Below are 22,298 nucleotides of genomic sequence, written 5' to 3'. Positions count from 1 at the left end.
GGGTTTAACCGTAAGAGCATCTGAAGTCTTTGGAGTGACCCGTGGCTGCCAACTGCGACGTCTGCGGCAAGGGGCCGGGCTTCGGCAACAACATCTCGCACTCGCACCGCCGTACGCCCCGTCGCTGGAACCCGAACATCCAGCGCGTGCGTGCCGTGGTCGGCGGGACGCCGAAGCGGCTCAACGCCTGCACCTCGTGCATCAAGGCCGGCAAGGTCTCGCGCTGACGCTAAGTTCCGCGCGGCCACCTGGCCGGTTACTGAAAAAGCCGGTCCCCTCGGGGACCGGCTTTTTCAGGTACTGACACCGATACTTCTCGTGTGCGCACCAGCACCCTCCGCACATGCATGTGCGTGCCTGTGGCCCCTCACCCCCGGCGGGCCCCCGGGCCCTCCGTGGCGTCCCGGAGCCGCCAGGCGTGATCCACGGGGCCGATCCCGTCGCCGAGGGCGAATCCGGCGGCGATCGCCCCGGTGACGTACTCCTTGGCGGCCCGCGCGGCCTCGGGCACGGCCTTGCCCTTGGCCAGCTCGGCCGCGATGGCGCTGGCGAGGGTGCAGCCGGTGCCGTGGGTGTGCCGGCTGCCGTGCCGCGCGGAGCGCAGCCAGTGCTCGTCGGAGCCGTCGGTAAGCAGGTCCACGGCCTCGTGGCCGCCGGGCAGATGGCCGCCCTTGACGACCACCCACCGCGGCCCGTACGCGAGGAGGGCGGCGGCGGCGCGCCGCATCCCGTCCTCCGACTCCACGCGCAGGCCGGTGAGTTGCGTCACCTCGTCCAGGTTCGGCGTGGCGACCGTGGCGACGGGGAGCAGCTTCGTACGGACGGAGTCGAGGGCGGAGGCGGCGAGCAGCGCGTCGCCGTGCTTGGAGACGCCGACGGGGTCGACGACGGCCGGGGCGTCGGTGCCCGCGAGCAACTCCGCGACCGCCTCGACCAGTTCGGCCGAGGCCAGCATGCCGGTCTTCACGGCCTGGACGCCGATGTCGTCGACGACGCTGCGGTACTGGGCGCGCACCGCCTGAACCGGCAGTTCCCAGGCGCCCTGCACGCCCAGGGAGTTCTGCGCGGTCACGGCGGTCAGGACGCTCATGCCGTGGGTGCCGAGCGCGAGCATGGTCTTCAGGTCGGCCTGGATCCCGGCCCCGCCCCCGGAGTCGGAGCCCGCGACGGTCAGCACCCGGGGCGGTGCGAGGCCCGGTTCCCTCGGCGGCCGCATCAGTCGTGGCCCCCGTTGTCCCCGAAGTGGTCCCAGCCCTTGCTGGTCCACGGCGCGCCGTCCACGGTCACCTGCGGCATCGCCGAGGGGTTCAGGACCTCGCCGATGACCTTCCAGCGCGCGGGCAGCTTCACGTCGGAGGGGAACGTGGCGACGATCGCGTGGTCCTCGCCGCCGTTGAGCACCCACTGGAGCGGGTCGATGCCGACCGCCTGGGCGATGTCGTTCATCTGGGAGGGCACGTCGACGTCGCCGGAGCGGACGTCGATGCGCACCTTGCTGGCCTCCGCGATGTGGCCGAGGTCGGCGATCAGGCCGTCGCTCACGTCCGTCATGGCGGTGGCGCCGAGCCCGGCGGCCGCGGGGCCCGCGTGGTACGGCGGTTCGGGCCTGCGGTGGGCCTCCACGAAGGCGCGCGGCGAGCGGAAGCCCCGCGAGAGCACCGCGTGCCCGGCCGCGGACCAGCCGAGCCAGCCCGTGACGGCGACGGCGTCGCCGGGCTGCGCGCCCGCGCGCGTGACGGGTTCGTGGTTGCGCAGGTCGCCGAGCGCGGTGATCGAGACGGTGATGGTGTCGCCGCGCACGACGTCGCCGCCGACGACGGCGGCGCCCGCCACCTGGCACTCGTCGCGCAGCCCGTCCATCAGCTCGGTGGGCCAGCTCGCGGGGAGTTCGGCGGGGACGACGAGGCCGAGCAGGATCGCGGTGGGCACGGCGCCCATGGCGGCGATGTCCGCGAGGTTCTGGGCGGCGGCCTTGCGGCCCACGTCGTACGCCGTGGACCAGTCGCGGCGGAAGTGCCGGCCCTCCAGGAGGATGTCGGTGCTCGCCACGACCCTGCGGTCCGGTGCGGCCACGACCGCGGCGTCGTCGCCGGGGCCGAGACGTACGGCCGGAGTGGAGGTGAGCCGCGAGGTGAGCTCCTTGATGAGCCCGAACTCCCCCAACTCGCCGACGGTGCCCTTCATGCGCGTGCTGCTCCTTCTGCCGCGGTCCGCTTGCGGTCGCGAGCCGTCCCTGTCGTCGGTACGGTCGACGTGACCGTCAACCTCTGTTGTCCGTCCGCCGTGATGTGTGCGGCGCGGCTCCCCCGGGTCTCCCCGTGACGAGCGGCGACGCGGTACCGTGGCGTCCCTTCTCCCCACATGATCCTCGTGGCCGCCCTGGAGGTTCCGTGGTACAGGCGTACATCCTGATCCAGACCGAGGTCGGCAAGGCGTCGACCGTCGCCGAGCTGATCGGCAAGATCCCGGGAGTGATCCAGGCCGAGGACGTGACCGGTCCCTACGATGTCATCGTGCGCGCCCAGGCGGACACGGTGGACGAACTCGGCCGCATGGTGGTCGCCAAGGTCCAGCAAGTGGACGGCATCACCCGCACCCTGACCTGCCCCGTCGTGCACTTGTAGCCCCCGTCTACCCTTGGCCGGTGAACGTTTCCCGCCGGCTCCGCTCCCCGATCGGGCTGTCCGCCCTCGCACTGCTGATCGCATGCGCGGGCTGCTCCTCAACGGACGACAGGGGGACGGCAGCGGTTCCCTCGCCGGGCGCCGGCGTCACCGAGCTGTGCCGGAACCTGGCCGAACGACTGCCGCGCGAGGTGAACGGTCTCAAGCGGCGCGACCCGAAACCCGCGTCGCCGCTCACCGCGGGGTGGGGGGACCCGGCGATCATACTGCGCTGCGGCGTGGCACGACCGGCGAAGATGAACGATCCCGCGGCCGACGGCGTGACCGTGAACGGCGTGGGCTGGCTGCTCGAGGAGCAGACGGACGGCTCGTTCCGCTTCACCACGACGCTGCGCAAGGCCTACGTCGAGGTGAGCATCCCCGAACAGCGGACGGGGGACGGCGTGGGCCCGCTCACGGACTTCGCCGCCCCCGTCAGGAAGTCGATCCCGGAAGGCATCGCCTAAGAGGGGCGGCCCCGTGAAGGCGTCGCCCCTCTGTCGCGCGTCAGCGCAGCCCCGTGGAGCGGCGCAGCGCGGCCTGGATCAGGCGGTCCACGAGCTCCTCGTAGGAGACCCCGCTCTTCTCCCACATCTGCGGGTACATGGAGATCGGCGTGAAGCCGGGCATCGTGTTGATCTCGTTGATCACGAACCGGCCGTCCTCGGTGAGGAAGAAGTCGGCGCGCACCAGGCCCTCGCACGAGGTGGCCTCGAAGGCCTCGACCGCGAGCCGCTGGACCTCGGCGGTCTCCTCGGGCGTCAGCGGGGCGGGCACGATGCCGGGCGTCGAGTCGATGTACTTCGCCTCGAAGTCGTAGTAGTCGTGCGCCTGGACCGGCGGGATCTCGGCGGGGACGCTGGCCCGCGGCCCTTCCTCGAACTCCAGGACGCCGCACTCGATCTCGCGGCCGCGGAGGAGGGCCTCCACGATGATCTTCGGGTCGTGGCGCTGGGCCTCCGCGATCGCCTCGTCGAGGCCTTCGAAGGAGTCGACCTTGGTGATGCCGATCGAGGACCCCGCGCGCGCGGGCTTGATGAACAGGGGCCAGCCGTGCTCGCCCGCGAACTCCGCGATCCGCGCCCGGGCCGCCTTCTCGTCGCTCTCCCACTCGCGCGGCCGGATCACCAGGTACGGGCCGACGGGGAGGCCGAAGGAGGTGAAGACGCGCTTCATGTACTCCTTGTCCTGGCCGACGGCCGAGGCGAGGACGCCCGCGCCCACGTACGGCACGCCGGACAGTTCGAGGAGGCCCTGGAGGGTGCCGTCCTCCCCGTAGGGGCCGTGCAGCATCGGGAAGACGACGTCCACCTCGCCGAGCGCCTTGGGCACGGCGCCGGGCTCGCTGTAGACGACCTCGCGGTTGTTCGGGTCCAGCGGCAGTACGACGCCGCCGTCGGTCGACTCGGCGAGGTCGGTGACGTTCGGCACCTTGCGGTCGGTGATGGCCATCCGCTCGGGCTCGTCGGCGGTCAGCGCCCAGCGGCCGTCCGTCGTGATGCCGATGGGGAGCACGTCGTACTTGGTGCGGTCGATGGCACGCAGTACGGCACCGGCGGTGACGACGGAGATGCCGTGCTCCGAGCTGCGGCCGCCGAACACGACGGCGACGCGCGGCTTACGGGGGCTCTGGGGGAGGTTCTCGCTGCTCATATCGCGTTGAGCGTACCCGGTGCCCCAGGCAACGTCAGCGTTCAGCCTTTGCGCTGCGCGCCATCAGCTCCTTGAGCGCGACCATCGGCGGGGTGCCCTCGTGCACGATGCCCACGACGGTCTCCGTGATGGGCATGTCGACGCCGTGCCTGCGGGCCAGGTCGAGCACGGACTCGCAGGACTTGACGCCTTCGGCGGTCTGCTTGGTGACCGCGATGGTCTCCTGCAGGGTCATGCCCTTGCCGAGGTTGGTGCCGAAGGTGTGGTTGCGCGACAGGGGGGAGGAGCAGGTGGCCACCAGGTCGCCGAGGCCCGCGAGCCCGGAGAAGGTCAGCGGGTCCGCGCCCATCGCGAGGCCGAGCCGGGTGGTCTCGGCGAGGCCGCGCGTGATGAGCGAGCCCTTGGCGTTGTCGCCGAGCCCCATGCCGTCGGCGATGCCCACGGCGAGGCCGATGACGTTCTTCACGGCGCCGCCCAGCTCGCAGCCGACCACGTCGGTGTTCGTGTACGGCCGGAAGTAGGGGGTGTGGCAGGCGGCCTGGAGCCGCTGGGCCACGGCTTCGTCACGGCAGGCGACGACGGAGGCGGCGGGCTGCCGGGCGGCGATCTCACGGGCGAGGTTGGGCCCGGTGACGACCGCGACGCGCTCGGCCGCGGCCTTGGTGACGTCCTCGATGACCTCGCTCATGCGCATGGCGGAGCCGAGTTCGACGCCCTTCATCAGGGAGACGAGGACGGTGTCGGGCGTGAGCAGCGGCGCCCAGGCGGCGAGGTTCTCGCGCAGCGTCTGCGAGGGCACGGCGAGCACGGTGAAGTCGGCGCCGTCGGCGGCCTCGGCGGGGTCGGTGGTGGCGCGCAGGTTCCGCGGCAGCTCGACGCCGGGGAGGTAGTCCGGGTTCGTGCGGGTGGAGTTGACCGCGTCGGCGAGTGCGGCGCGGCGGCCCCACAGCGTGACGTCGCAGCCCGCGTCGGCGAGGACCATGCCGAAGGCCGTCCCCCACGAGCCGGTGCCGAAGACGGCGGCCTTCAGGGTTCGGGTCACTTGCTCTCCTCCGCGCTGCCCTGCTGTGAACTGCCCTGCTCCGTAAGGCCGCTGGGGCCCTGCCCCGCGTCGGCCCCCCGGGCCTTGCGCCGCTGCGCGATCCGGACCTCGCGCGGGTCGTAACGCTTCTGCGGGGCCTTCTCGCCGCGCAGTTCCTCAAGGAGCGCGGTGATGTCCGCCATGATGGCCTCCGTGGCCTCCTTCAGGAGCTCGGGAGTCATCTCCTTGTCGTAGAAGCGCTCCAGGTCCACCGGCTCGCCGACCAGGACCCGGTGCGTCTTGCGCGGCAGCAGCTGCGGCTTCTTGGCGTACGGCGGCAGGACGTGGTTGGCGCCCCACTGGGCGACGGGAATGACCGGGCGCTTCGTCTGCAGGGCCACGCGCGCGACGCCCGTCTTGCCCGTCATGGGCCACAGGTCCGGGTCGCGGGTGAGGGTGCCCTCGGGGTAGAAGGCGACGCATTCGCCGCGCTCGACGGCGTCGATCGCGGCCCGGAACGCGCTGAGCGCGTTGGTGGTCTCGCGGTAGACCGGGATCTGTCCCGTGCCGCGCATGACCGCCCCGACGAACCCCTTCTTGAAGAGGCCGTGCTTGGCGAGGAAACGCGGAACCCGTCCGGTGTTGTACTGAAAGTGGGCGTAGACCAACGGGTCCAGATGCGAATTGTGGTTCACGGCGGTGATAAAACCGCCGTCGGCCGGGATGTTCTGCATTCCCCGCCAGTCCCGCTTGAACAGAACCAACAGCGGCGGTTTTGCGATCACCGCCGCCAAGCGGTACCAGAAGCCGATTCTGCGGCGGGACACTCGGACACCTTCCTCCATGAGCCTGGTCGGCCGCACAAGTGTCGCCCCAGGCTGCCGTCCTGTCGAGAACACCGTACGCCCACCCGTCCGCGGCCACCGCCTCCGCGCCGCCGCGCCACCTCGCTGACCGGCCATTTCGCCGACCCCGGCCCCTGGTGCCGCGCTTCTGGCAGGCCACAATGGGCCCGACGCGAAGGACGGAGCGCCCGTGCACTGGACCCTGGTGATACCGCTCAAACCCCTGGCGCGGGCCAAGAGCAGACTCACTCCCGCCGCGGGCGAGGGGCTGCGGCCCGCGCTCGCCCTGGCCTTCGCCAAGGACACCGTGACGGCCGCGCTCGCGAGCACCGCGGTAAGGGATGTGGTGGTCGTCACTGATGACGTCCGGGCGGGCCGCGAACTGGCCGCGCTCGGCGCCCGCGTCGCCCCCGACACCCCGGGAAAGGGCCTCAACGCCGCCCTCGAACACGGTACGACGGTGGCGCGCGCGGCCCGGCCCGAAGCGCCCGTAGCGGCCTTGAACGCCGATCTCCCCGCCCTGCGCCCCGCCGAATTGACCCGCGCCCTCGACCGCGCCGCCGCATTTCCCCGTGCGTTCGTCCCCGATGCCGCGGGAATCGGCACGACACTCCTGTCCGGATCCCCCGGCACGGAATTGCGGCCCATTTTCGGCCCGGATTCCCGGGCCCGGCACACGGCCTCGGGGGCCGTGGAACTGGCTCTCGCCGACATGGATTCCGTACGCCAGGACGTGGACACCGGCGGCGACCTGCGGGTCGCGCTCGCCCTCGGCGTGGGCCCGCACACGGCCGCGGCGGCGGCCGGGCTGCTCATCCCGGACTGAGTAGGCTTCCGCTCATGCAGGCGACCGCGTACACGTACGACTCCGACACCCGCAGCGGCAGCGTGCTGCTGGACGACGGCACTCCGGTGCCCTTCGACGCCCCGGCGTTCGACGCGGGCGGTCTGCGTCTGCTGCGCCCGGGGCAGCGGGTGCGGATCGAGGTGGCCGGCGAGGGCGAGGCCCGCCGGATCACCCTGGTGACGCTCCAGACGTTCTGAGCCGCGGCCCGGGACGTCCCGATTCGTATACGTTCACCGCTGTGCACGCGCCGCGGGCCGGGCTCCCCAGCGGGAGCCCGGCCCGGCGCGTGAGTACCCAGTGCCCTTAGCGCTTGCGGGCAGTGGTCTTCTTGGCGGTGGTCTTGCGCGCCGTGGACTTCTTGGCGGGGGCCTTCTTGGCCGTGGCCTTCTTGGCGGGGGCCTTCTTCGCCGCGGCCTTCTTGGCGGTGGTGGCCTTCTTGGCCGGGGCCGCCTTCTTGGCCGTGGCGGCCTTCTTCGCCGGCGCGGCCTTCTTGGCGGTGGCCGCCTTCTTGGCCGTGGTGGCCTTCTTCGTCGCCGTCGCCTTCTTGGCGGTGGTCGTCTTCTTCGCCGCCGCCGTGGCCTTCTTGGCGGTGGTGGTCTTCTTCGCCGTGGCCTTCTTGGCCGTGGTGGCCTTCTTGGCGGCGGCCTTCTTGACCGTGGCGCGGGTGGAAGTGCCACCCGAGAGGCTGCCCTTCGGCGCCTTCTTGACCGCGACGTCGTTCTTCGGGAGCTTCTTCGAGCCGCTCACCAGGTCCTTGAAGCCCTGGCCCGCGCGGAAGCGGGGCACCGAGGTCTTCTTGACCCGCACGCGCTCCCCGGTCTGCGGGTTGCGGGCGTACCGGGCCGGGCGGTCGACCTTCTCGAACGAGCCGAAGCCGGTGACCGAAACCCGGTCGCCGCCGACGACGGCACGGACGATGGCGTCCAGAACCGCGTCCACGGCGTCGGCGGCCTGCTGACGGCCGCCGAGCTTGTCGGCAATCGCTTCTACGAGCTGCGCCTTGTTCACGTCTTCCCCTTCGGAGACATTGCCTGAAGCGAATGCGCCAGGCTTTTTCGCACGTTAGGCAGATATATACCGCAAATCAAACACGAAACGGGCTAATCACCCTTGTGCCGCAACGTTCTGGACTCTCGAGGAGTTCCTCGAACGCCCGTTGAGGCCCGTTGAGGCCCGACGCTCAGTCGTCCCCGGGGATTCGGCCCTCGTCGCCCTCGTCGAGGTACGCCATCAATCGCTCCAGACGCCTTGCCGCATCGGCGAGATCGTGTTTGGCCGCGGCCGTAATGACCAGCAGCTTCCGGGTCAGCGCCATCCGTACGCCCTCCGGGACTTGCAGTGCGCGCACTCGGGAGTGCGCTTCCTTCAGCCGGTCCGCGACGAGTCCGTAGAGCTCGAGTTGGTCGTCGCGTCCCATGCACCGATTGTGCCATCTGGGGCGAGTTGTCGCCTCCGCAGGGGGTAACTACCCCCGCTCAGCGCCTTCCTGAGGATACCCGCACCCACTGTGTGCAAGGGGATTTCCAGCCTCTTCTTCCCTTCGGTTCAAGGCAGTTGGGACCACCCGTTCAGGTCATCGGGGGTCAAAGGGGACCTGGAAAGGGCCGGACACGGATGTACCCCCAACCGTCCACGATTGGGGGTACATCGGGTGGGTCGCGGCCCGCGCGGCCGCCGGCGAGGGGGTGTCAGACCCGCGCGGTGCTCGGCTTGTGGGCGGGGCGGAGGGCCTCGTAGGCCGCGATGTCCGCCTCGTTCCGGAGCGTGATGCTGATGTCGTCCAGGCCGTTGAGCAGGCGCCAGCGGGCGTTCTCGTCGAGCTCGAAGTCCGCCGTGACTCCCTGGGCGCGGACTTGGCGATCCCGCAGGTCAACGGTGATCTCGGCCCCCGGATCGGCCTCCGTCAGGGCCCACAGGGCGTCCACCGTCTCCTGCTCCAGGACCACCGTGAGCAGCCCGTTCTTGAGCGAGTTGCCCCGGAAGATGTCGGCGAAGCGGGAGGAGATGACGGTCTTGAAGCCGTAGTTCTGGAGCGCCCAGACGGCGTGCTCGCGCGAGGAGCCGGTGCCGAAGTCGGGGCCCGCGACCAGCACGGTGGCCCCCTGGCGCTCCGGCTGGTTGAGGACGAAGTCGTCGCTCTTGCGCCAGGCCTCGAAGAGCCCGTCCTCGAAGCCGTCGCGGGTGACCTTCTTCAGCCAGTGGGCGGGGATGATCTGGTCGGTGTCCACATTGCTGCGGCGCAGCGGGACGGCCCGGCCGGTGTGTGCGGTGAAGGCTTCCATGGCTGATCAGACTCCGGCGGTCGCGGGGGTGTCGGTGAGGTCGGCGGGCGCGGCCAGACGGCCGGTCACCGCGGTGGCCGCGGCCACCTGGGGCGACACCAGATGGGTGCGGCCGCCCTTGCCCTGCCTGCCCTCGAAGTTGCGGTTGGAGGTGGAGGCGGAGCGCTCGCCGGGCGCGAGTTGGTCGGGGTTCATGCCCAGGCACATCGAGCAGCCCGCGTGCCGCCATTCGGCGCCCGCCGCGGTGAACACCTTGTCCAGACCCTCCTCGACGGCCTGCAGGGCGACCCGCACCGAGCCGGGCACGACCAGCATCCGTACGCCGTCGGCGACTTTGCGCCCCTCGATCACGGCGGCCGCCGAGCGCAGGTCCTCGATGCGGCCGTTGGTGCAGGAGCCTACGAAGACGGTGTCGACCTCGATGTCGCGCAGCCGCTGGCCCGCGCTCAACCCCATGTACTCCAGGGCCTTTTCGGCGGCGAGGCGCTCCGAAGCGTCCTCGTACGAAGCCGGGTCGGGGACGCTCGCGGACAGCGGCAGGCCCTGGCCCGGGTTGGTGCCCCAGGTGACGAACGGCGACAGGGAGGCGGCGTCGATGTAGACCTCGGCGTCGAAGACGGCGTCGTCGTCGGTCCGCAGCGTCTTCCAGTACGCCACGGCGGCGTCCCAGTCCTCGCCCTGCGGGGCGTGGGCGCGGCCCTGGATGTACGCGAAGGTCGTCTCGTCCGGGGCGATCATCCCGGCGCGGGCGCCCGCCTCGATGGACATGTTGCAGATGGTCATGCGGGCTTCCATCGACAGCTTCTCGATGGCCGCGCCGCGGTACTCGATGACGTAGCCCTGGCCGCCGCCGGTGCCGATCTTCGCGATGATGGCGAGGATGAGGTCCTTGGCCGTGACGCCCTCGGGCAGTTCGCCGTCGATGGTGATGGCCATGGTCTTGGGGCGCGCCATCGGCAGGGTCTGAGTGGCGAGCACGTGCTCGACCTGGGAGGTGCCGATGCCGAACGCGAGGGCGCCGAAGGCGCCGTGGGTGGAGGTGTGGGAGTCGCCGCAGACGACGGTCGTGCCCGGCTGGGTCAGGCCCAGCTGCGGCCCCACGACGTGGACGACGCCCTGCTCGACGTCGCCCAGCGGGTGCAGGCGCACGCCGAACTCGGCGCAGTTCTTGCGCAGCGTCTCCAGCTGGGCGCGCGAGACCGGGTCCGCGATGGGCTTGTCGATGTCGAGGGTGGGGGTGTTGTGGTCCTCGGTCGCGATGGTCAGGTCGAGCCGCCGCACCTCGCGGCCCGCCTGCCGGAGGCCGTCGAAGGCCTGCGGGCTGGTCACCTCGTGCAGCAGGTGCAGATCGATGAAGAGGAGGTCGGGCTCGCCTTCGGCGCGCCGGACGACGTGGTCGTCCCAGACCTTCTCCGCGAGTGTCCTACCCATCGCTTTCCCTCCGACCGGCTTCGTGCACCGGCCCAACTAGAGAATGAGTTCGCGGGCGCCGGCCCCCTCATCACGCATGCCGGACGTCCGTCGCGTATCCGTTGGTCCGCGGATCGCTTCTCCAGGGTGGCGGGTTCCTGGGATTTTTGAACTTGCGTTTCACAGAGTGAGACGCGAGTATCGTTTCATGGACAACTCTAGCGGCGTAGGCGTTCTGGACAAGGCGGCCCTTGTCCTGAGCGCTCTGGAGTCCGGTCCGGCCACCCTCGCGGGACTGGTCGCGGCCACCGGGCTCGCACGACCCACGGCGCACCGTCTCGCCGTGGCCTTGGAGCACCACCGGATGGTGGCCCGGGACATGCAGGGCAGGTTCATCCTCGGCCCGCGCCTGGCCGAACTGTCCGCGGCGGCGGGCGAGGACCGCCTGCTCGCCACGGCGGGCCCGGTGCTCACGCATCTGCGCGACGTCACGGGCGAGAGCGCCCAGCTCTATCGCCGCCAGGGCGACATGCGCATCTGCGTGGCGGCGGCGGAGCGCCTCTCCGGCCTCAGGGACACCGTCCCGGTCGGCTCGACACTCACGATGAAGGCGGGCTCGTCCGCGCAGATCCTCATGGCCTGGGAGGAGCCGGAGCGGCTGCACCGGGGCCTGCAGGGCGCGCGGTTCACGGCGACGGCCCTGTCCGGGGTGCGCCGCAGGGGCTGGGCCCAGTCGATCGGCGAGCGGGAGCCGGGCGTCGCCTCGGTGTCCGCGCCGGTGCGGGGCCCGTCGAACCGCGTGGTGGCGGCGGTCTCCGTCTCGGGGCCGATCGAGCGCCTGACCCGCCACCCGGGCCGCATGCACGCCCAGGCCGTCATAGACGCCGCAGGCCGTCTCTCCGAGGCCCTGCGCCGCACCAACTGAGCCGCGCGAGACCGGCGTACGACATCAGGAAGGGCCCGCCTCAACGCCGCGGCGGGCCCTTCCCCCTTTTCGCACGCACCGCTTTTCGTACGCACCGCGCCGCACGCGCACCGCGTTCCACACGCGCCACGTGCGGGCGCTCACCCGCCGGACGGGCCGGAAGCCTGCCGCTCACCGGTCCGTGACCGGTACGCGAGGCGGTCCTTCGCCCGCCGGCCGCGCCGCTCCACCGGCACCTGCCCGTGCGCCGCCGCGAGCCCGAAGGCGGGCATATCCATGTAGATGGCTTCGTACGCCCCCTCCGGCACGACGTACGTCTCGTGCCACAGGCCCACGTGCCCGCGCACCTTTCCCGCCCGCTCCTTGCGGTTGGCGATCGCCCACGCCTTGTGGTGGAACATCTCGGGGGCGTGCGCGTACGCGTACAGCTTCTCCTTGGACTCCCAGTACTGGACGACGTAGTACGTCCGGGGCGAGGCGGTGAGCAGGACGTGCCGCAGCAGCCCGCGGCTCTTGTCCCGGCTCAGCTCGCGCTGCATGCGGACCATCGCGAAGAGGACCGGGCCCCAGTGGTGCACGGCCCAGAAGCGGTTGACGCGCATGCCGATCAGGAGCACGACCACCTCCCCCTCGGCGTCGGCGGTGGTGCGTCCCGCGATGACGGGCCTGCCCGGCATGACTCCCCCTGACGCGCGTTGGTGAGCGGTACTATCCGACTGCATCGTGCTTGGATAGTGCCACTAGCCGATGGGAGGCGCAAGGGATGCGGCTGGCCGAGCTGAGCGAGCGCAGCGGTGTGTCCACCGCGACGATCAAGTACTACCTGCGCGAGGGCCTGTTGCCGCCCGGCCGTCAGGTCAACGCGACGACGGCCGAGTACGACGACGGCCATCTGCGCAGGCTGCGTCTGGTGCGGGCGCTCATCCAGGTGGGCCGGGTGCCGGTGGCGACGGCCAGGGAGGTGCTCGGGCACGTCGACGACGATTCCCTGGGGCGCACGATCCGCATGGGCGCGGCCCTGTGGGCGCTGCCGCAGGGCCCGGAGCCGGACGAGGCCGATCCCTCGGTGGCCGGTGCGCGCGCCGAGGTGGATCTGCTGCTTCGGCGGCTCGGCTGGGAGACCTCGCGGGAGCTGGCCGAGCTGTCTCCCGTACATCGCTCCCTGGTCGCGGCGGTGGCGACGCTGAACCGGCTCGGCTACGGCTGGGACGCCGAACGCATGGCGCCGTACGCGGAGTTGATGCACGCGACGGCGAAGCTGGATCTCGACTTCCTGGAGACGCACGCCTCGGAGGCGGAGCGGGTCGAGACGGCGGTGGCGGCGGCGGTCCTGTGCGAGCCGGTCCTGCGCGCGCTGCACCGGCTCGCGCAGGAGGAGGAGTCGGCGCGGCGGTACGGCATCGAGTAGGCGTGGCGGGTGCGGCCAGGCGCCCACGGCCGGGCCCTCGCGGTCCGGCCCCCGCGCCCGGCCTCCGTGACGCACCTCTCACTACCCGGCTCGCGCGATCCGGGAACGCCGAAGGGCCTCCACCGCGGTGGAGGCCCTTCGGTCTCGTACCCCCGACCGGATTCGAACCGGCGCTACCGCCTTGAGAGGGCGGCGTGCTAGGCCGCTACACAACGGGGGCGAGGATCTTGCGAGCGTTTGACCGCCGCAGATCCGAGCTGGTCTACCAGGACTCGAACCTAGACTAACTGAACCAGAATCAGTCGTGCTGCCAATTACACCATAGACCAATGTGGTTTAGACCAGTTTGTACCCCCGACCGGATTCGAACCGGCGCTACCGCCTTGAGAGGGCGGCGTGCTAGGCCGCTACACAACGGGGGCCCTAGCGATCCTGCATCGTGGACGGTGGGAGCTACCCGTGCCGCCCTCGCGGGAAGGATCTGTACCCCCGACCGGATTCGAACCGGCGCTACTGCCTTGAGAGGGCAGCGTGCTAGGCCGCTACACAACGGGGGCTTTGCAGATGAGCTCTGCGAGCTGGCCTACCTGGACTCGAACCAAGACTAACTGAACCAGAATCAGTCGTGCTGCCAATTACACCATAGGCCACTGGAACGCAACCCCCGGGAGGGTTTCTGTTCCGGTTGCGCTTTCCTGCCGGACCTTTCGGCCCTCTCGGGCGGCGCAGGAAGAACATTACCCGAAGGTGGACGGCGCTCCAAAACGGGTATCCGAGCGCAGCAGCGCGGGGAGCTCCGCGAGGCTCGTGATGCGGTGGACGCCCGACGGGCCGTCCCCCCGCCCGCCGTTGCGGTCGAGCCAGATGCCGAGCAGGCCGGCGTCCCGGGCGCCGCGCGCGTCGATCTCCGGTTCGTCGCCGACGTAGGCGATCTCGCCGGGCGCCAGGGCCAGCGCCTCGCACACCGCCTGGAAGGCCTCCGGGGCGGGTTTGGCGACGCCCAGGTCGGCGGCGCACAGGACGGCCTCGAAGCGGTCGCGCAGGCCCAGTGAGCTGAGCTTGTACTCCTGCACGGACAGCGCCGAGTTGGAAAGGACCGCGTGGCGGTAGTCCCGGGCGAGGGCGTCCAGGGCGGGCACGGTGTCCGGGAAGAGGGCCCAGGCGGCCTCGTAGTGGCCCAGGTAGCGGCCGAACCAGGCGTCGGCCTCCGCGTCGTCGAGGGCGGCGCCCAGGAACTCGCGCACGCGGTCCCTGCGCTGGGCGTAGTACTCCACCTCGCCGGCGCCGAAGCGGGCCCAGTGCCGGTCCGTGACCTCCTTCCACAGGGCCAGGGCGCGATCGGCGGTGTCGTACCGGGCGAGGAGGCCTTCGGCGGCGAGATGGGCCCGCATGCCCGCGAGATCGGCGGAGGCGTAGTCGAAGAGGGTGTCGTCGACGTCCCAGACGACGGCCTTGACCGGCCCGGCGGCGCGCTGCGGCCCAACGGCGTTGATCGGCATGTTCCGAACGTACGCGAAAGGGCCCGGCAGCCGTGATGGCTTCCGGGCCCTTTCCCGCGGTCCGTACGGGCCGTGTGCGCGGGGCGGTGCGCGCCGGGCGCGCACCGGTGCGCGGTGTCTCCAGGCGCTACGCGGTCAGCTTCGCGAGCGCCGCGTCGATGCGCGCCAGGGCGCGGTCCTTGCCGAGGATCTCCAGGGACTCGAAGAGGGGCAGGCCGACCGTGCGGCCGGTGACGGCGACGCGGACGGGGGCCTGGGCCTTGCCGAGCTTGAGGCCGTGCTCCTCACCCGCGGCCAGGACGGCCTCCTTGAGGGCCTCGGGGGACGTCCAGTCGGCCGCCTCCAGCTTGGCGCGGGCGGTGGTCAGGAGCGCGTCGGAGCCCTCCTTCATGGCCTTGGTCCAGGAGGCCTCGTCGAAGACCGGCTCCGGCAGGAACAGGAAGTCGACGTTGTCCGTGATCTCGGAGAGGACCTTGAGGCGGGTCTGGGCGTGCGGCGCGATGGCCTCCCAGACCGCCGCGTCGAAGTCCTCCGGGGCCCAGGGGGCGTGCGGGGCGCGCAGCCACGGCTCGCAGGCCGCGGCGAACGCCTTCACGTCCAGCATGCGGATGTGGTCGGCGTTGATGGCCTCGGCCTTCTTCAGGTCGAAGCGGGCCGGGTTGGCGTTCACGTCCGCGAGGTCGAACTTGGCGACCATGTCGGGGATCGAGAAGACGTCCTGGTCGGCCGAGAAGGACCAGCCGAGGAGGGAGAGGTAGTTGAGCAGGCCCTCCGGGAGGAAACCACGCTCGCGGTAGAGGTTGAGCGAGGCCTGGGGGTCGCGCTTGCTCAGCTTCTTGTTGCCCTCGCCCATGACGTACGGGAGGTGGCCGAACTCGGGGATCGACTTGGCGATGCCCAGGCCGATCAGCGCCTTGTAGAGCGCGATCTGGCGCGGGGTGGAGGAGAGCAGGTCCTCGCCGCGCAGGACGTGGGTGATCTCCATCAGGGCGTCGTCGACCGGGTTGACCAGCGTGTACAGCGGGGCGCCGTTGGCGCGGACGATGCCGTAGTCGGTGACGTTCTCGGCCTGGACGGTGATCTCGCCGCGGACCAGGTCGGTGAAGGTGGTGGCCTCGTCCGGCATCCGGAAGCGGACGATGTGGCTGCGGCCCTCGGCCTCGTACGCCTGCTTCTGCGCGTCGGTGAGGTCGCGGCACTGGCCGTCGTAGCCGGACGGCTTGCCGGCGGCGCGGGCGGCCTCGCGGCGGGCGTCGAGCTCCTCGGTGGTGCAGTAGCAGGGGTAGGCGTGGCCCGCGTCGACGAGCTTGGCGGCGACGTCCCGGTAGATGTCCATGCGCTGCGACTGGCGGTACGGCGCGTGCGGGCCGCCCACCTCGGGGCCCTCGTCCCAGTCGAAGCCCAGCCAGCGCATGGAGTCCAGGAGCTGCTCGTACGACTCCTCGGAGTCGCGGGCGGCGTCCGTGTCCTCGATGCGGAAGACCAGGGTGCCCTCGTTGTGCCGGGCGTAGGCCCAGTTGAACAGGGCCGTGCGGACCAGGCCCACGTGCGGGTTGCCGGTCGGGGAGGGACAGAAACGTACCCGGACGGTGCCGCCGGGAGTCGCGTTAGCCACGCTTGATCACCTTGTTGGTGAGAGTGCCGATGCCTTCGATGGTGACGGCGACCTCGTCGCCGACGTTGAGGGGGCCAACCCCCTCGGGGGTGCCGGTGAGGATGACGTCGCCGGGCAGCAGCGTCATGGCCTCGGAGATGTTGACGACCAGGTCCTCGATGGAGTGCACCATCTCGGAGGTGCGGCCGAGCTGGCGCTGCTGGCCGTTGACCGTGCACTGGATCGTCAGGTCGCTCGGGTCGAGCTCCGTCTCCACCCAGGGGCCGAGCGGGCAGGACGTGTCGAAGCCCTTGGCCCGGGCCCACTGCTTCTCGCGCTTCTGCACGTCGCGGGCGGTGACGTCGTTGGCGCAGGTGTAGCCGAAGATGACGTCCTTCACGCGCTCGCGCGGGACCTCGCGGCACATGCGGCCGATGACGACGGCCAGCTCCGCCTCGTGGTGCAGCTCCTCGGAGAACGACGGGTACTGGATCGCGTCGCCGGAGCCGATCATCGAGGTGGCGGGCTTGAAGAAGGCGAACGGGGCGTCCGGCACCTCGTGGCCGAGCTCCTTGGCGTGCGCCGCGTAGTTCCGCCCGAAGGCCACGATCTTGTGGCCGATGACCGGGGCGAGGAGCCGGACCTTGCTCAGCGGGACCTTGACGCCGCTCAGCTCGAAGTCGGCGTACGGGCTGCCCTTGATGATGTCGACGACGAGCTCGTCCGGCTTGTCGCCCTCGACCGCGCCGAAGGCGACGTTGCCGTCGATGGAGAACCTGGCGATACGCACGTGGACGGTGCCCTTTGCTTGAACGGGTGACTGGGTGAGCCCAGTCTATGGGGCCCGGCCCCTCTGCCCCTTTTTGCCGCTTCGCGGCTCGTCCTCACCCTTGGGCTCCGGTGCCGAACGGCTCTGCCGGGCTACGGCGCTTCCATGAGGATGGTGCGCTTCGGGTTGGCCGTCTGGGCGGGGAGGGCCACGGAGTGCTCCGGCTGCTCGGGAGCCGTCTGCAGGGCTTCGGCGTCCTCGAGGTGCGCGAGGGTGGTGCGGCGCGGGTTGGCTATGTTGCGGAACATCATCGTGGACTTCATCTGCTGTTCTGGCCCTGTCGGTCGGGGCGCCGCCGAGTGGACGCCAGTTGTCGGATTCGCCATCCCTGTAAAGCGTCAGGCTAAACATGCAATTCCCAAGCAATGTCGAGAAGAGGCCATGATCTTCATGTGAGTTTGCTCACGAGGGCATGGATAAATAGGTCAATTCCGGCTGGCGACTGGACCTTTGAAAACGGACATTGCCCCCCTGAAGCTCCCATTCCGCTCCTGATCATGAAGACTGGGACACCCGCTCCGGCCTTGCGTCTCGTACGGGAAAGTCCGATTTGGGAGGCTTGACGTTCTACGTCTCGTGACGCGGCCCTCACGTCCTGTCACGGGGGGCCGGGCCTGGACCACGGGCCTTGTTGGAGATCCTGCACTGTGCTGGAATTCCCGGGACCGCCGCGGGATCGAACCGGCGCACAGGGGCGCAACGCAGCGCCGAGGGCGGCGGGAAGGGGGAGCAGCGCCGGTCTCACGACCACCATGGGGTGCCTGACGCCCCAAGACGCCGACACCGTCCTGCCGTCCACGCGGTGGGACGCCTGGTCCAGAGGTTGCGACGCTAGTGCAGGGACGTTTCAAGAGGGATGGCAGCGCTGCGGCGGAGCCGGAGCGCGGCGGAAGTGACCGCGGCTCCTCGGCCCAGCACGCCCAGAACCCCGCATCGGTACAGTCCGGTGACAGCGGCCCCGGAGCCGCCCGCACGGGCGCGCCGGGCGGCAGTCTGCCCGCGGACGAGACGAAGGCGAAGGGCTCCAAGACACCCCCTGGTCCCGGCCCTCGAATAGCCCTGCGCAACTGGCGCATCTCGACCCGCCTCGTCTCGCTCCTCGCCCTCCCCGTCATCACGGCGACCTCGCTCGGCGCCCTGCGCATCAACTCGTCGATGGACGAGATCCAGCAGCTCGACAACATGAAGCTGCTGACCGATCTGACGGAGGACGCCACCCGCCTGGCCGTCGCGCTCCAGGAGGAGCGCGACCAGTCGGCGGGTCCCCTCTCGCACGGCGCGAGCGACACCGACTTCACCGTCAAGAGCGTGCGGGAGAAGACGGACCGGGCCTACAAGAACTTCCTGGCCGGCACCCAGAACGTCGACGACAGCGACGGCGACAAGGGCTTCCTCGGCATCCGGCAGAACACGGTCCAGATCACCCGGCAGCTGCAGAAGATCAAGGACGTCCGCCGGGACGCCTATCAGAAGGACGTCCCGTCCTCGCAGACGGTCGACGGCTACAGCCAGCTGATCCAGCAGCTCCTCGCGCTCTCCGAGGACATGGCGCAGGCGACCAGCAACCCGGACATGATCCAGCGCACCCGCGCCCTGGCGGCCTTCTCCTCCGCCAAGGAGTTCGCGTCCGTGCAGCGGGCCGTCATCGCCGCCGCGCTCCCGCCGAACAACCGCGAGTTCGGCAAGCTCTCCGACCTCGACCGCCGCTACGCCCTCACCGCGTTCGAGAAGGAGGCCGACGAACTCCAGTCCTTCAACCGGATCTACGTCGGCAACGGCGCGAAGCTGCTGGCCCCCATCAGCCGCGGCAACCAGACGATCCAGGGCGCCGACGCCTACGCCCAGCGCGTCCTTGAGCAGCCCAACGGCATCAAGCTCCGCGGCAAGCGCTCCTACAAGGACTGGGTCGACGCCGACTCCTCCAAGATCTCGGAGATGGGCAAGATCGAGCTGACGCTGCTCGACGAGATGGAGCAGAAGGCCCGTTCGCTCAGGAACGAGTCCGAGCAGCAGGCGATCCTCAACGGTGCGCTCATCCTGCTGGTGCTCGGCGTCTCGCTCGTCGGCGCCTTCGTCGTGGCCCGGTCCATGATCCGCTCGCTCCGCCGGCTCCAGGACACCGCCACCAAGGTCGCCCAGGACCGACTGCCCGAGCTGGTCAAGCAGCTCTCCGAGTCCGACCCGCAGGACGTCGACACGTCCGTGGAGTCCGTCGGTGTGCACTCCCGGGACGAGATCGGCCAGGTGGCCGCGGCCTTCGACGACGTGCACCGCGAGGCGGTCCGCCTCGCCGCCGAGCAGGCCCTCCTCCGGGGCAACGTCAACGCGATGTTCACCAACCTCTCGCGCCGTTCCCAGGGCCTCATCCAGCGTCAGCTCTCGCTCATCTCCGAACTGGAGTCCCGCGAGGCCGACCCGGACCAGCTGTCGTCGCTCTTCAAGCTCGACCACCTCGCGACCCGCATGCGCCGTAACGGCGAGAACCTCCTCGTGCTCGCCGGTGAGGAGCCCGGCCGCCGCTGGACGCGGCCCGTGCCGCTCGTCGACGTGCTCCGTGCCGCCGCCTCCGAGGTGGAGCAGTACGAGCGCATCGAGCTGTCCTCGGTGCCCGCCACCGACGTCGCCGGTCGCGTCGTCAACGACCTCGTGCACCTCCTCGCCGAGCTGCTCGAGAACGCGACCTCGTTCTCCTCGCCGCAGACCAAGGTCAAGGTGACCGGTCACGCGCTGCCCGACGGCCGCGTGCTCATCGAGATCCACGACACCGGCATCGGCCTCTCCCCCGAGGACCTCGCCGCGATCAACGAGCGGCTCGCGTCGCCGCCCACCGTGGACGTCTCCGTCTCCCGCCGCATGGGTCTGTTCGTGGTCGGCCGCCTCTCACAGCGCCACGGCATCCGCATCCAGCTGCGGCCCTCCGACTCCGGCGGTACGACCGCCCTCGTCATGCTGCCCGTCGATGTCGCCCAGGGCGGCAAGAAGGGTCCGGGCCAGCCGGGCGCCCCGGCGCCGACCGGTGGTCCCGCCGCGGCCCAGGCCGCCGCGGGTGCCGCCGCCGCGCGTCGCGGTGGCGGTGTGGCGGCCGGTCTGAGCGGCGCGGCCCGCGCCCGCCAGAACAACCAGGTCGGCCCCGCCGCCGGTGCGCAGCGCGGCCAGGTCGCGGGCTCCGGTCCGCGCGCGGCGCTGCCGTCGCGCGGCAACGGCCAGGGTCCGGCGGCGGGCGCGCCGTCGGCACCTTCCCCGGTGGCGCCCGCCGGGCTCTCCGGCCCGGGTGCTCCCGGTGCCGGGGCGCAGGGCGGCCGCGGTGGCGCCGGTGCCTTCGGGCAGGGCCAGGGCGGCGGCCGCGCCGGGGCGGGCAGCATGCCGCAGCCTCCGGTGCCCCAGCAGCGTACGAACGACGCGGGTCAGGCCGTCGGGTCCGGCGCGGGTGCGGGCTCCGGCTCGGGCTCGGGTGAGCGGGACCGCAGGCCGCAGCTGCCGCCGCGCGGCGGTCCGCGGGCCGAGCTGCCCGGTGGCAGCCCGCAGCAGCCCCGCGTGCCCAGCTGGAGCGACGAGAACGCGCAGCCGCAGGTCTCGCGCGAGCCCTTCGACGCGCCCCGCGGCCACGAGGAGCCCGAGTCCACCGGCCAGTTCCCGCACCCCGGGGCGAACGCCGACGACCTCCAGGGCCCCGGCTCGACCTCGCAGTTCGAGCGCCCCGACTTCGATGGCCCGCCGCCCGGCACGCAGGGCGATGCCACCGGCGAGTTCGTGCGCTCCGACGTCTTCGGCGGCCCCTCCCCCGCGGCCCCGCAGGCGCCCCAGAACCCGCAGCCGGGCCAGTCTCCGCACGCCACGGGCGAGTTCTCGGTGCCGCGTCCGCCCGCGCCGCGCCGCGGCCAGGCTCCGCGCGCCGACCTCGACCAGGGCGGTCAGCAGCAGCCGCAGCGCCCCCAGGCCCAGCTGCCGCAGGCGCCGCAGCCGCAGCCCCAGCAGTCCGAGCCGGAGGCCCTGCCGCCCGCGTCCGGTCCGCTCGACGGCCGTACGCCGCTGTACGACACGCTGGAGACCAACTGGTTCTCGCAGCAGGCGCAGCAGCAGGCCGAACAGCAGGAGCGGGCCCAGCAGGAGCGGGCCCAGCAGGAGCGCGCCGAGCAGGAGCGTCAGGCCCAGGCCCGCGCCGAGCAGGAGCGTCAGCAGGCCGAGCGGAACCGCCAGGCCGAGCAGGCCGATGCGCACCGCCCGGAGCTGCCGCAGCGCGGCACCCATGGCCAGGCCGGCGCGCCGCAGGCCCCGCAGCAGCCCCAGCGCGGGCACGGGCTGCCCCGGCGGGAACCGCAGCTCCCGCAGCGCGAGCCGCAGCGGCCGCTCGGCGGCACGCGCCCCCAGGGCGCGCGTCCGCCGCAGCCGTCCCCCGCGACCCCGCCGCCGTCCCCGCGTCCGGGTGGCCTCCAGGCCCCGGGCCCGCACGGCCAGCCGGGCCAGGGCGTCCCGCAGAACCAGCAGCACCCCCAGAACCAGCAGAACCTGCAGAACCCGCAGAACCCGAACAGCACCACCGGCAACACCGCTTGGCGCGCCACGCCGAACGACGAGCTGGGCCGCCAGGCCGAGCGCGTCCGGCAGCCCTCCGCGGGCGGCGTCACCACCTCCGGCCTCCCGCGCCGCGTGCCACGGGCGAACCTCGTGGCGGGCACCGCACAGCAGGCGCAGGACAGCTCGGGTCCGCAGGTCTCGCGCGCGCCCGAAGAAGTGCGCGGCCGGCTGACCAATCTCCGTCGGGGCATTCAGCAGGGTCGTCAGGCCGGCACCGGCCAGACGGGCAGTTTCCCCACTCACCAGCAGGAGCGTTAGTTGAGTCCGATGAGCCAGGCGGCACAGAACCTGAACTGGTTGATCACCAACTTCGTGGAGAACACCCCCGGGGTGTCCCACACGGTCGTGGTCTCCGCCGACGGCCTGCTTCTCGCGATGTCCGAGGGCTTTCCGCGCGACCGCGCCGACCAGCTCGCGGCCGTCGCCTCCGGCCTGACCTCCCTCACCGCCGGGGCCTCCCGGATCTTCGAGGGCGGCGCGGTCACGCAGACGGTCGTGGAGATGGAGCGCGGCTTCCTGTTCCTCATGTCCATCTCCGACGGCTCGTCCCTCGCCGTGCTCGCGCACCCGGAGTGCGACATCGGCCTCGTCGGGTACGAGATGGCGCTGCTCGTCGACCGCGCGGGCACCGTCCTCACCCCCGACCTGCGCGCCGAGCTCCAGGGCAGCCTGCTGCACTAGCCGGCGCGCGGGCCAGGCCCGCCGCAGCCCCGGCCGCCTCACCGACCGGGGACGTCCGACCACACG

General features: G+C 71.4%; 23 protein-coding genes and 5 tRNA genes. 9 read left to right on the top strand and 19 right to left on the bottom strand.

Going from position 1 to position 22,298, the window contains the following annotated elements; genetic code table 11:
* The first annotated feature begins 41 nt into the window (after positions 1 to 41).
* Complete coding sequence (gene rpmB, locus CP982_RS29725) at positions 42 to 227, top strand: 50S ribosomal protein L28 (RefSeq protein ID WP_030195073.1); 186 nt, start codon at positions 42 to 44, stop codon at positions 225 to 227.
* Positions 228 to 367: 140 nt separating this feature from the next.
* Here the strand turns inward: rpmB and thiD are convergent, their stop codons facing one another.
* Together thiD and CP982_RS29715 are read right to left on the bottom strand one after the other, a co-directional pair.
* The gene (gene thiD, locus CP982_RS29720; RefSeq protein WP_150513281.1) at positions 368 to 1,216 is read right to left on the bottom strand and encodes a bifunctional hydroxymethylpyrimidine kinase/phosphomethylpyrimidine kinase; all 849 of its coding nucleotides are present in this window, start codon (positions 1,214 to 1,216) and stop codon (positions 368 to 370) included.
* Positions 1,216 to 2,184, bottom strand: a complete 969-nt coding sequence (locus CP982_RS29715; protein WP_030676042.1) for a thiamine-phosphate kinase — start codon at positions 2,182 to 2,184, stop codon at positions 1,216 to 1,218. Before CP982_RS29715 ends, thiD begins: the two co-directional genes overlap by 1 nt.
* A gap of 206 nt (positions 2,185 to 2,390) precedes the next feature.
* On the opposite strand from CP982_RS29715, the gene CP982_RS29710 reads away from it, so the two are divergent.
* Both CP982_RS29710 and CP982_RS29705 read left to right on the top strand, forming a co-directional pair.
* Positions 2,391 to 2,624, top strand: coding sequence for an Lrp/AsnC family transcriptional regulator (locus CP982_RS29710; RefSeq protein WP_016642988.1), 234 nt, complete (start codon positions 2,391 to 2,393; stop codon positions 2,622 to 2,624).
* A 20-nt stretch (positions 2,625 to 2,644) separates the two neighbouring features.
* Positions 2,645 to 3,130, top strand: coding sequence for a DUF3515 domain-containing protein (locus CP982_RS29705; RefSeq protein ID WP_150513280.1), 486 nt, complete (start codon positions 2,645 to 2,647; stop codon positions 3,128 to 3,130).
* A gap of 40 nt (positions 3,131 to 3,170) precedes the next feature.
* Here CP982_RS29705 and CP982_RS29700 read toward each other — a convergent pair whose 3' ends face one another.
* From CP982_RS29700 to CP982_RS29690, 3 genes are read right to left on the bottom strand one after another with little or no spacing between them, the layout of a single operon-like run.
* On the bottom strand, positions 3,171 to 4,316 hold the full coding sequence (locus tag CP982_RS29700) for a D-alanine--D-alanine ligase family protein (RefSeq protein WP_150513279.1): 1,146 nt from the start codon (positions 4,314 to 4,316) through the stop codon (positions 3,171 to 3,173).
* A 34-nt stretch (positions 4,317 to 4,350) separates the two neighbouring features.
* Entirely contained in the window at positions 4,351 to 5,358 is a 1,008-nt protein-coding gene (locus tag CP982_RS29695) for an NAD(P)H-dependent glycerol-3-phosphate dehydrogenase (RefSeq protein ID WP_150513278.1), read from the bottom strand.
* Positions 5,355 to 6,164 (bottom strand): lysophospholipid acyltransferase family protein, encoded by an 810-nt coding sequence (locus CP982_RS29690; protein WP_229878450.1) that lies wholly within the window; start codon positions 6,162 to 6,164, stop codon positions 5,355 to 5,357. The genes CP982_RS29695 and CP982_RS29690 overlap by 4 nt, the downstream gene beginning before the upstream one ends.
* A gap of 208 nt (positions 6,165 to 6,372) precedes the next feature.
* Between CP982_RS29690 and cofC the strand changes: the two genes are divergently transcribed.
* Both cofC and CP982_RS42685 read left to right on the top strand, forming a co-directional pair.
* Positions 6,373 to 7,008 (top strand): 2-phospho-L-lactate guanylyltransferase, encoded by a 636-nt coding sequence (gene cofC / locus CP982_RS29685; RefSeq protein WP_229878452.1) that lies wholly within the window; start codon positions 6,373 to 6,375, stop codon positions 7,006 to 7,008.
* 14 nt (positions 7,009 to 7,022) lie between these two features.
* The gene (locus tag CP982_RS42685; protein WP_229878454.1) at positions 7,023 to 7,226 is read left to right on the top strand and encodes a hypothetical protein; all 204 of its coding nucleotides are present in this window, start codon (positions 7,023 to 7,025) and stop codon (positions 7,224 to 7,226) included.
* A 106-nt stretch (positions 7,227 to 7,332) separates the two neighbouring features.
* Here CP982_RS42685 and CP982_RS29680 read toward each other — a convergent pair whose 3' ends face one another.
* The 4 genes from CP982_RS29680 to leuC all read right to left on the bottom strand — a co-directional run bounded on the left by CP982_RS29680 (position 7,333) and on the right by leuC (position 10,742).
* Positions 7,333 to 8,037 (bottom strand): HU family DNA-binding protein, encoded by a 705-nt coding sequence (locus tag CP982_RS29680; protein ID WP_150513276.1) that lies wholly within the window; start codon positions 8,035 to 8,037, stop codon positions 7,333 to 7,335.
* A gap of 172 nt (positions 8,038 to 8,209) precedes the next feature.
* Positions 8,210 to 8,446: an SCO5555 family protein gene (locus tag CP982_RS29675; RefSeq protein WP_150513275.1), complete on the bottom strand. Its 237-nt coding sequence runs from the start codon at positions 8,444 to 8,446 to the stop codon at positions 8,210 to 8,212.
* Between the two features lie 271 nt (positions 8,447 to 8,717).
* Complete coding sequence (gene leuD, locus CP982_RS29670) at positions 8,718 to 9,311, bottom strand: 3-isopropylmalate dehydratase small subunit (protein WP_150513274.1); 594 nt, start codon at positions 9,309 to 9,311, stop codon at positions 8,718 to 8,720.
* Positions 9,312 to 9,317: 6 nt separating this feature from the next.
* Positions 9,318 to 10,742 carry a 3-isopropylmalate dehydratase large subunit gene (gene leuC, locus CP982_RS29665; RefSeq protein ID WP_150513273.1) on the bottom strand — a complete coding sequence of 475 codons (1,425 nt, stop codon included), beginning with the start codon at positions 10,740 to 10,742 and terminating at the stop codon, positions 9,318 to 9,320.
* A 187-nt stretch (positions 10,743 to 10,929) separates the two neighbouring features.
* On the opposite strand from leuC, the gene ndgR reads away from it, so the two are divergent.
* On the top strand, positions 10,930 to 11,646 hold the full coding sequence (ndgR, locus tag CP982_RS29660) for an IclR family transcriptional regulator NdgR (protein ID WP_144321144.1): 717 nt from the start codon (positions 10,930 to 10,932) through the stop codon (positions 11,644 to 11,646).
* 140 nt (positions 11,647 to 11,786) lie between these two features.
* Here the strand turns inward: ndgR and CP982_RS29655 are convergent, their stop codons facing one another.
* The gene (locus CP982_RS29655; protein ID WP_150513272.1) at positions 11,787 to 12,323 is read right to left on the bottom strand and encodes a DUF4188 domain-containing protein; all 537 of its coding nucleotides are present in this window, start codon (positions 12,321 to 12,323) and stop codon (positions 11,787 to 11,789) included.
* 86 nt (positions 12,324 to 12,409) lie between these two features.
* Here CP982_RS29655 and CP982_RS29650 point away from each other — a divergent pair, with 86 nt between their 5' ends.
* On the top strand, positions 12,410 to 13,054 hold the full coding sequence (locus CP982_RS29650) for a MerR family transcriptional regulator (protein ID WP_150513271.1): 645 nt from the start codon (positions 12,410 to 12,412) through the stop codon (positions 13,052 to 13,054).
* Positions 13,055 to 13,201: 147 nt separating this feature from the next.
* On the opposite strand, the gene CP982_RS29645 is transcribed toward CP982_RS29650, so the two are convergent.
* The 9 genes from CP982_RS29645 to CP982_RS41880 all read right to left on the bottom strand — a co-directional run bounded on the left by CP982_RS29645 (position 13,202) and on the right by CP982_RS41880 (position 17,239).
* Positions 13,202 to 13,274: transfer RNA gene (locus CP982_RS29645), tRNA-Glu, on the bottom strand.
* Between the two features lie 37 nt (positions 13,275 to 13,311).
* Positions 13,312 to 13,383, bottom strand: a tRNA-Gln gene (locus CP982_RS29640).
* A gap of 20 nt (positions 13,384 to 13,403) precedes the next feature.
* A tRNA-Glu gene (locus tag CP982_RS29635) sits at positions 13,404 to 13,476 on the bottom strand.
* 62 nt (positions 13,477 to 13,538) lie between these two features.
* A tRNA-Glu gene (locus tag CP982_RS29630) sits at positions 13,539 to 13,611 on the bottom strand.
* A gap of 21 nt (positions 13,612 to 13,632) precedes the next feature.
* A tRNA-Gln gene (locus tag CP982_RS29625) sits at positions 13,633 to 13,704 on the bottom strand.
* An 87-nt stretch (positions 13,705 to 13,791) separates the two neighbouring features.
* Complete coding sequence (locus tag CP982_RS29620; protein ID WP_150513270.1) at positions 13,792 to 14,553, bottom strand: HAD family hydrolase; 762 nt, start codon at positions 14,551 to 14,553, stop codon at positions 13,792 to 13,794.
* A gap of 127 nt (positions 14,554 to 14,680) precedes the next feature.
* A complete protein-coding gene (gene gltX / locus CP982_RS29615; protein WP_150513269.1) occupies positions 14,681 to 16,168 on the bottom strand; it encodes a glutamate--tRNA ligase in 1,488 nt (495 codons plus the stop codon).
* Complete coding sequence (locus tag CP982_RS29610) at positions 16,161 to 16,937, bottom strand: fumarylacetoacetate hydrolase family protein (protein ID WP_150513268.1); 777 nt, start codon at positions 16,935 to 16,937, stop codon at positions 16,161 to 16,163. The genes gltX and CP982_RS29610 overlap by 8 nt, the downstream gene beginning before the upstream one ends.
* A 131-nt stretch (positions 16,938 to 17,068) precedes the next feature.
* On the bottom strand, positions 17,069 to 17,239 hold the full coding sequence (locus CP982_RS41880; protein ID WP_170316507.1) for a hypothetical protein: 171 nt from the start codon (positions 17,237 to 17,239) through the stop codon (positions 17,069 to 17,071).
* A gap of 571 nt (positions 17,240 to 17,810) precedes the next feature.
* Here CP982_RS41880 and CP982_RS29605 point away from each other — a divergent pair.
* Together CP982_RS29605 and CP982_RS29600 are read left to right on the top strand one after the other, a co-directional pair.
* On the top strand, positions 17,811 to 21,809 hold the full coding sequence (locus tag CP982_RS29605) for a sensor histidine kinase (protein WP_150513267.1): 3,999 nt from the start codon (positions 17,811 to 17,813) through the stop codon (positions 21,807 to 21,809).
* A 9-nt stretch (positions 21,810 to 21,818) separates the two neighbouring features.
* Positions 21,819 to 22,232, top strand: coding sequence for a roadblock/LC7 domain-containing protein (locus CP982_RS29600; protein ID WP_030676095.1), 414 nt, complete (start codon positions 21,819 to 21,821; stop codon positions 22,230 to 22,232).
* Positions 22,233 to 22,298: the final 66 nt, after the last annotated feature.

The organism is Streptomyces spectabilis (assembly GCF_008704795.1).
Taxonomy (GTDB): Bacteria; Actinomycetota; Actinomycetes; order Streptomycetales; family Streptomycetaceae; genus Streptomyces; species Streptomyces spectabilis.
This window is presented reverse-complemented; position numbering and strand designations above follow the sequence as displayed.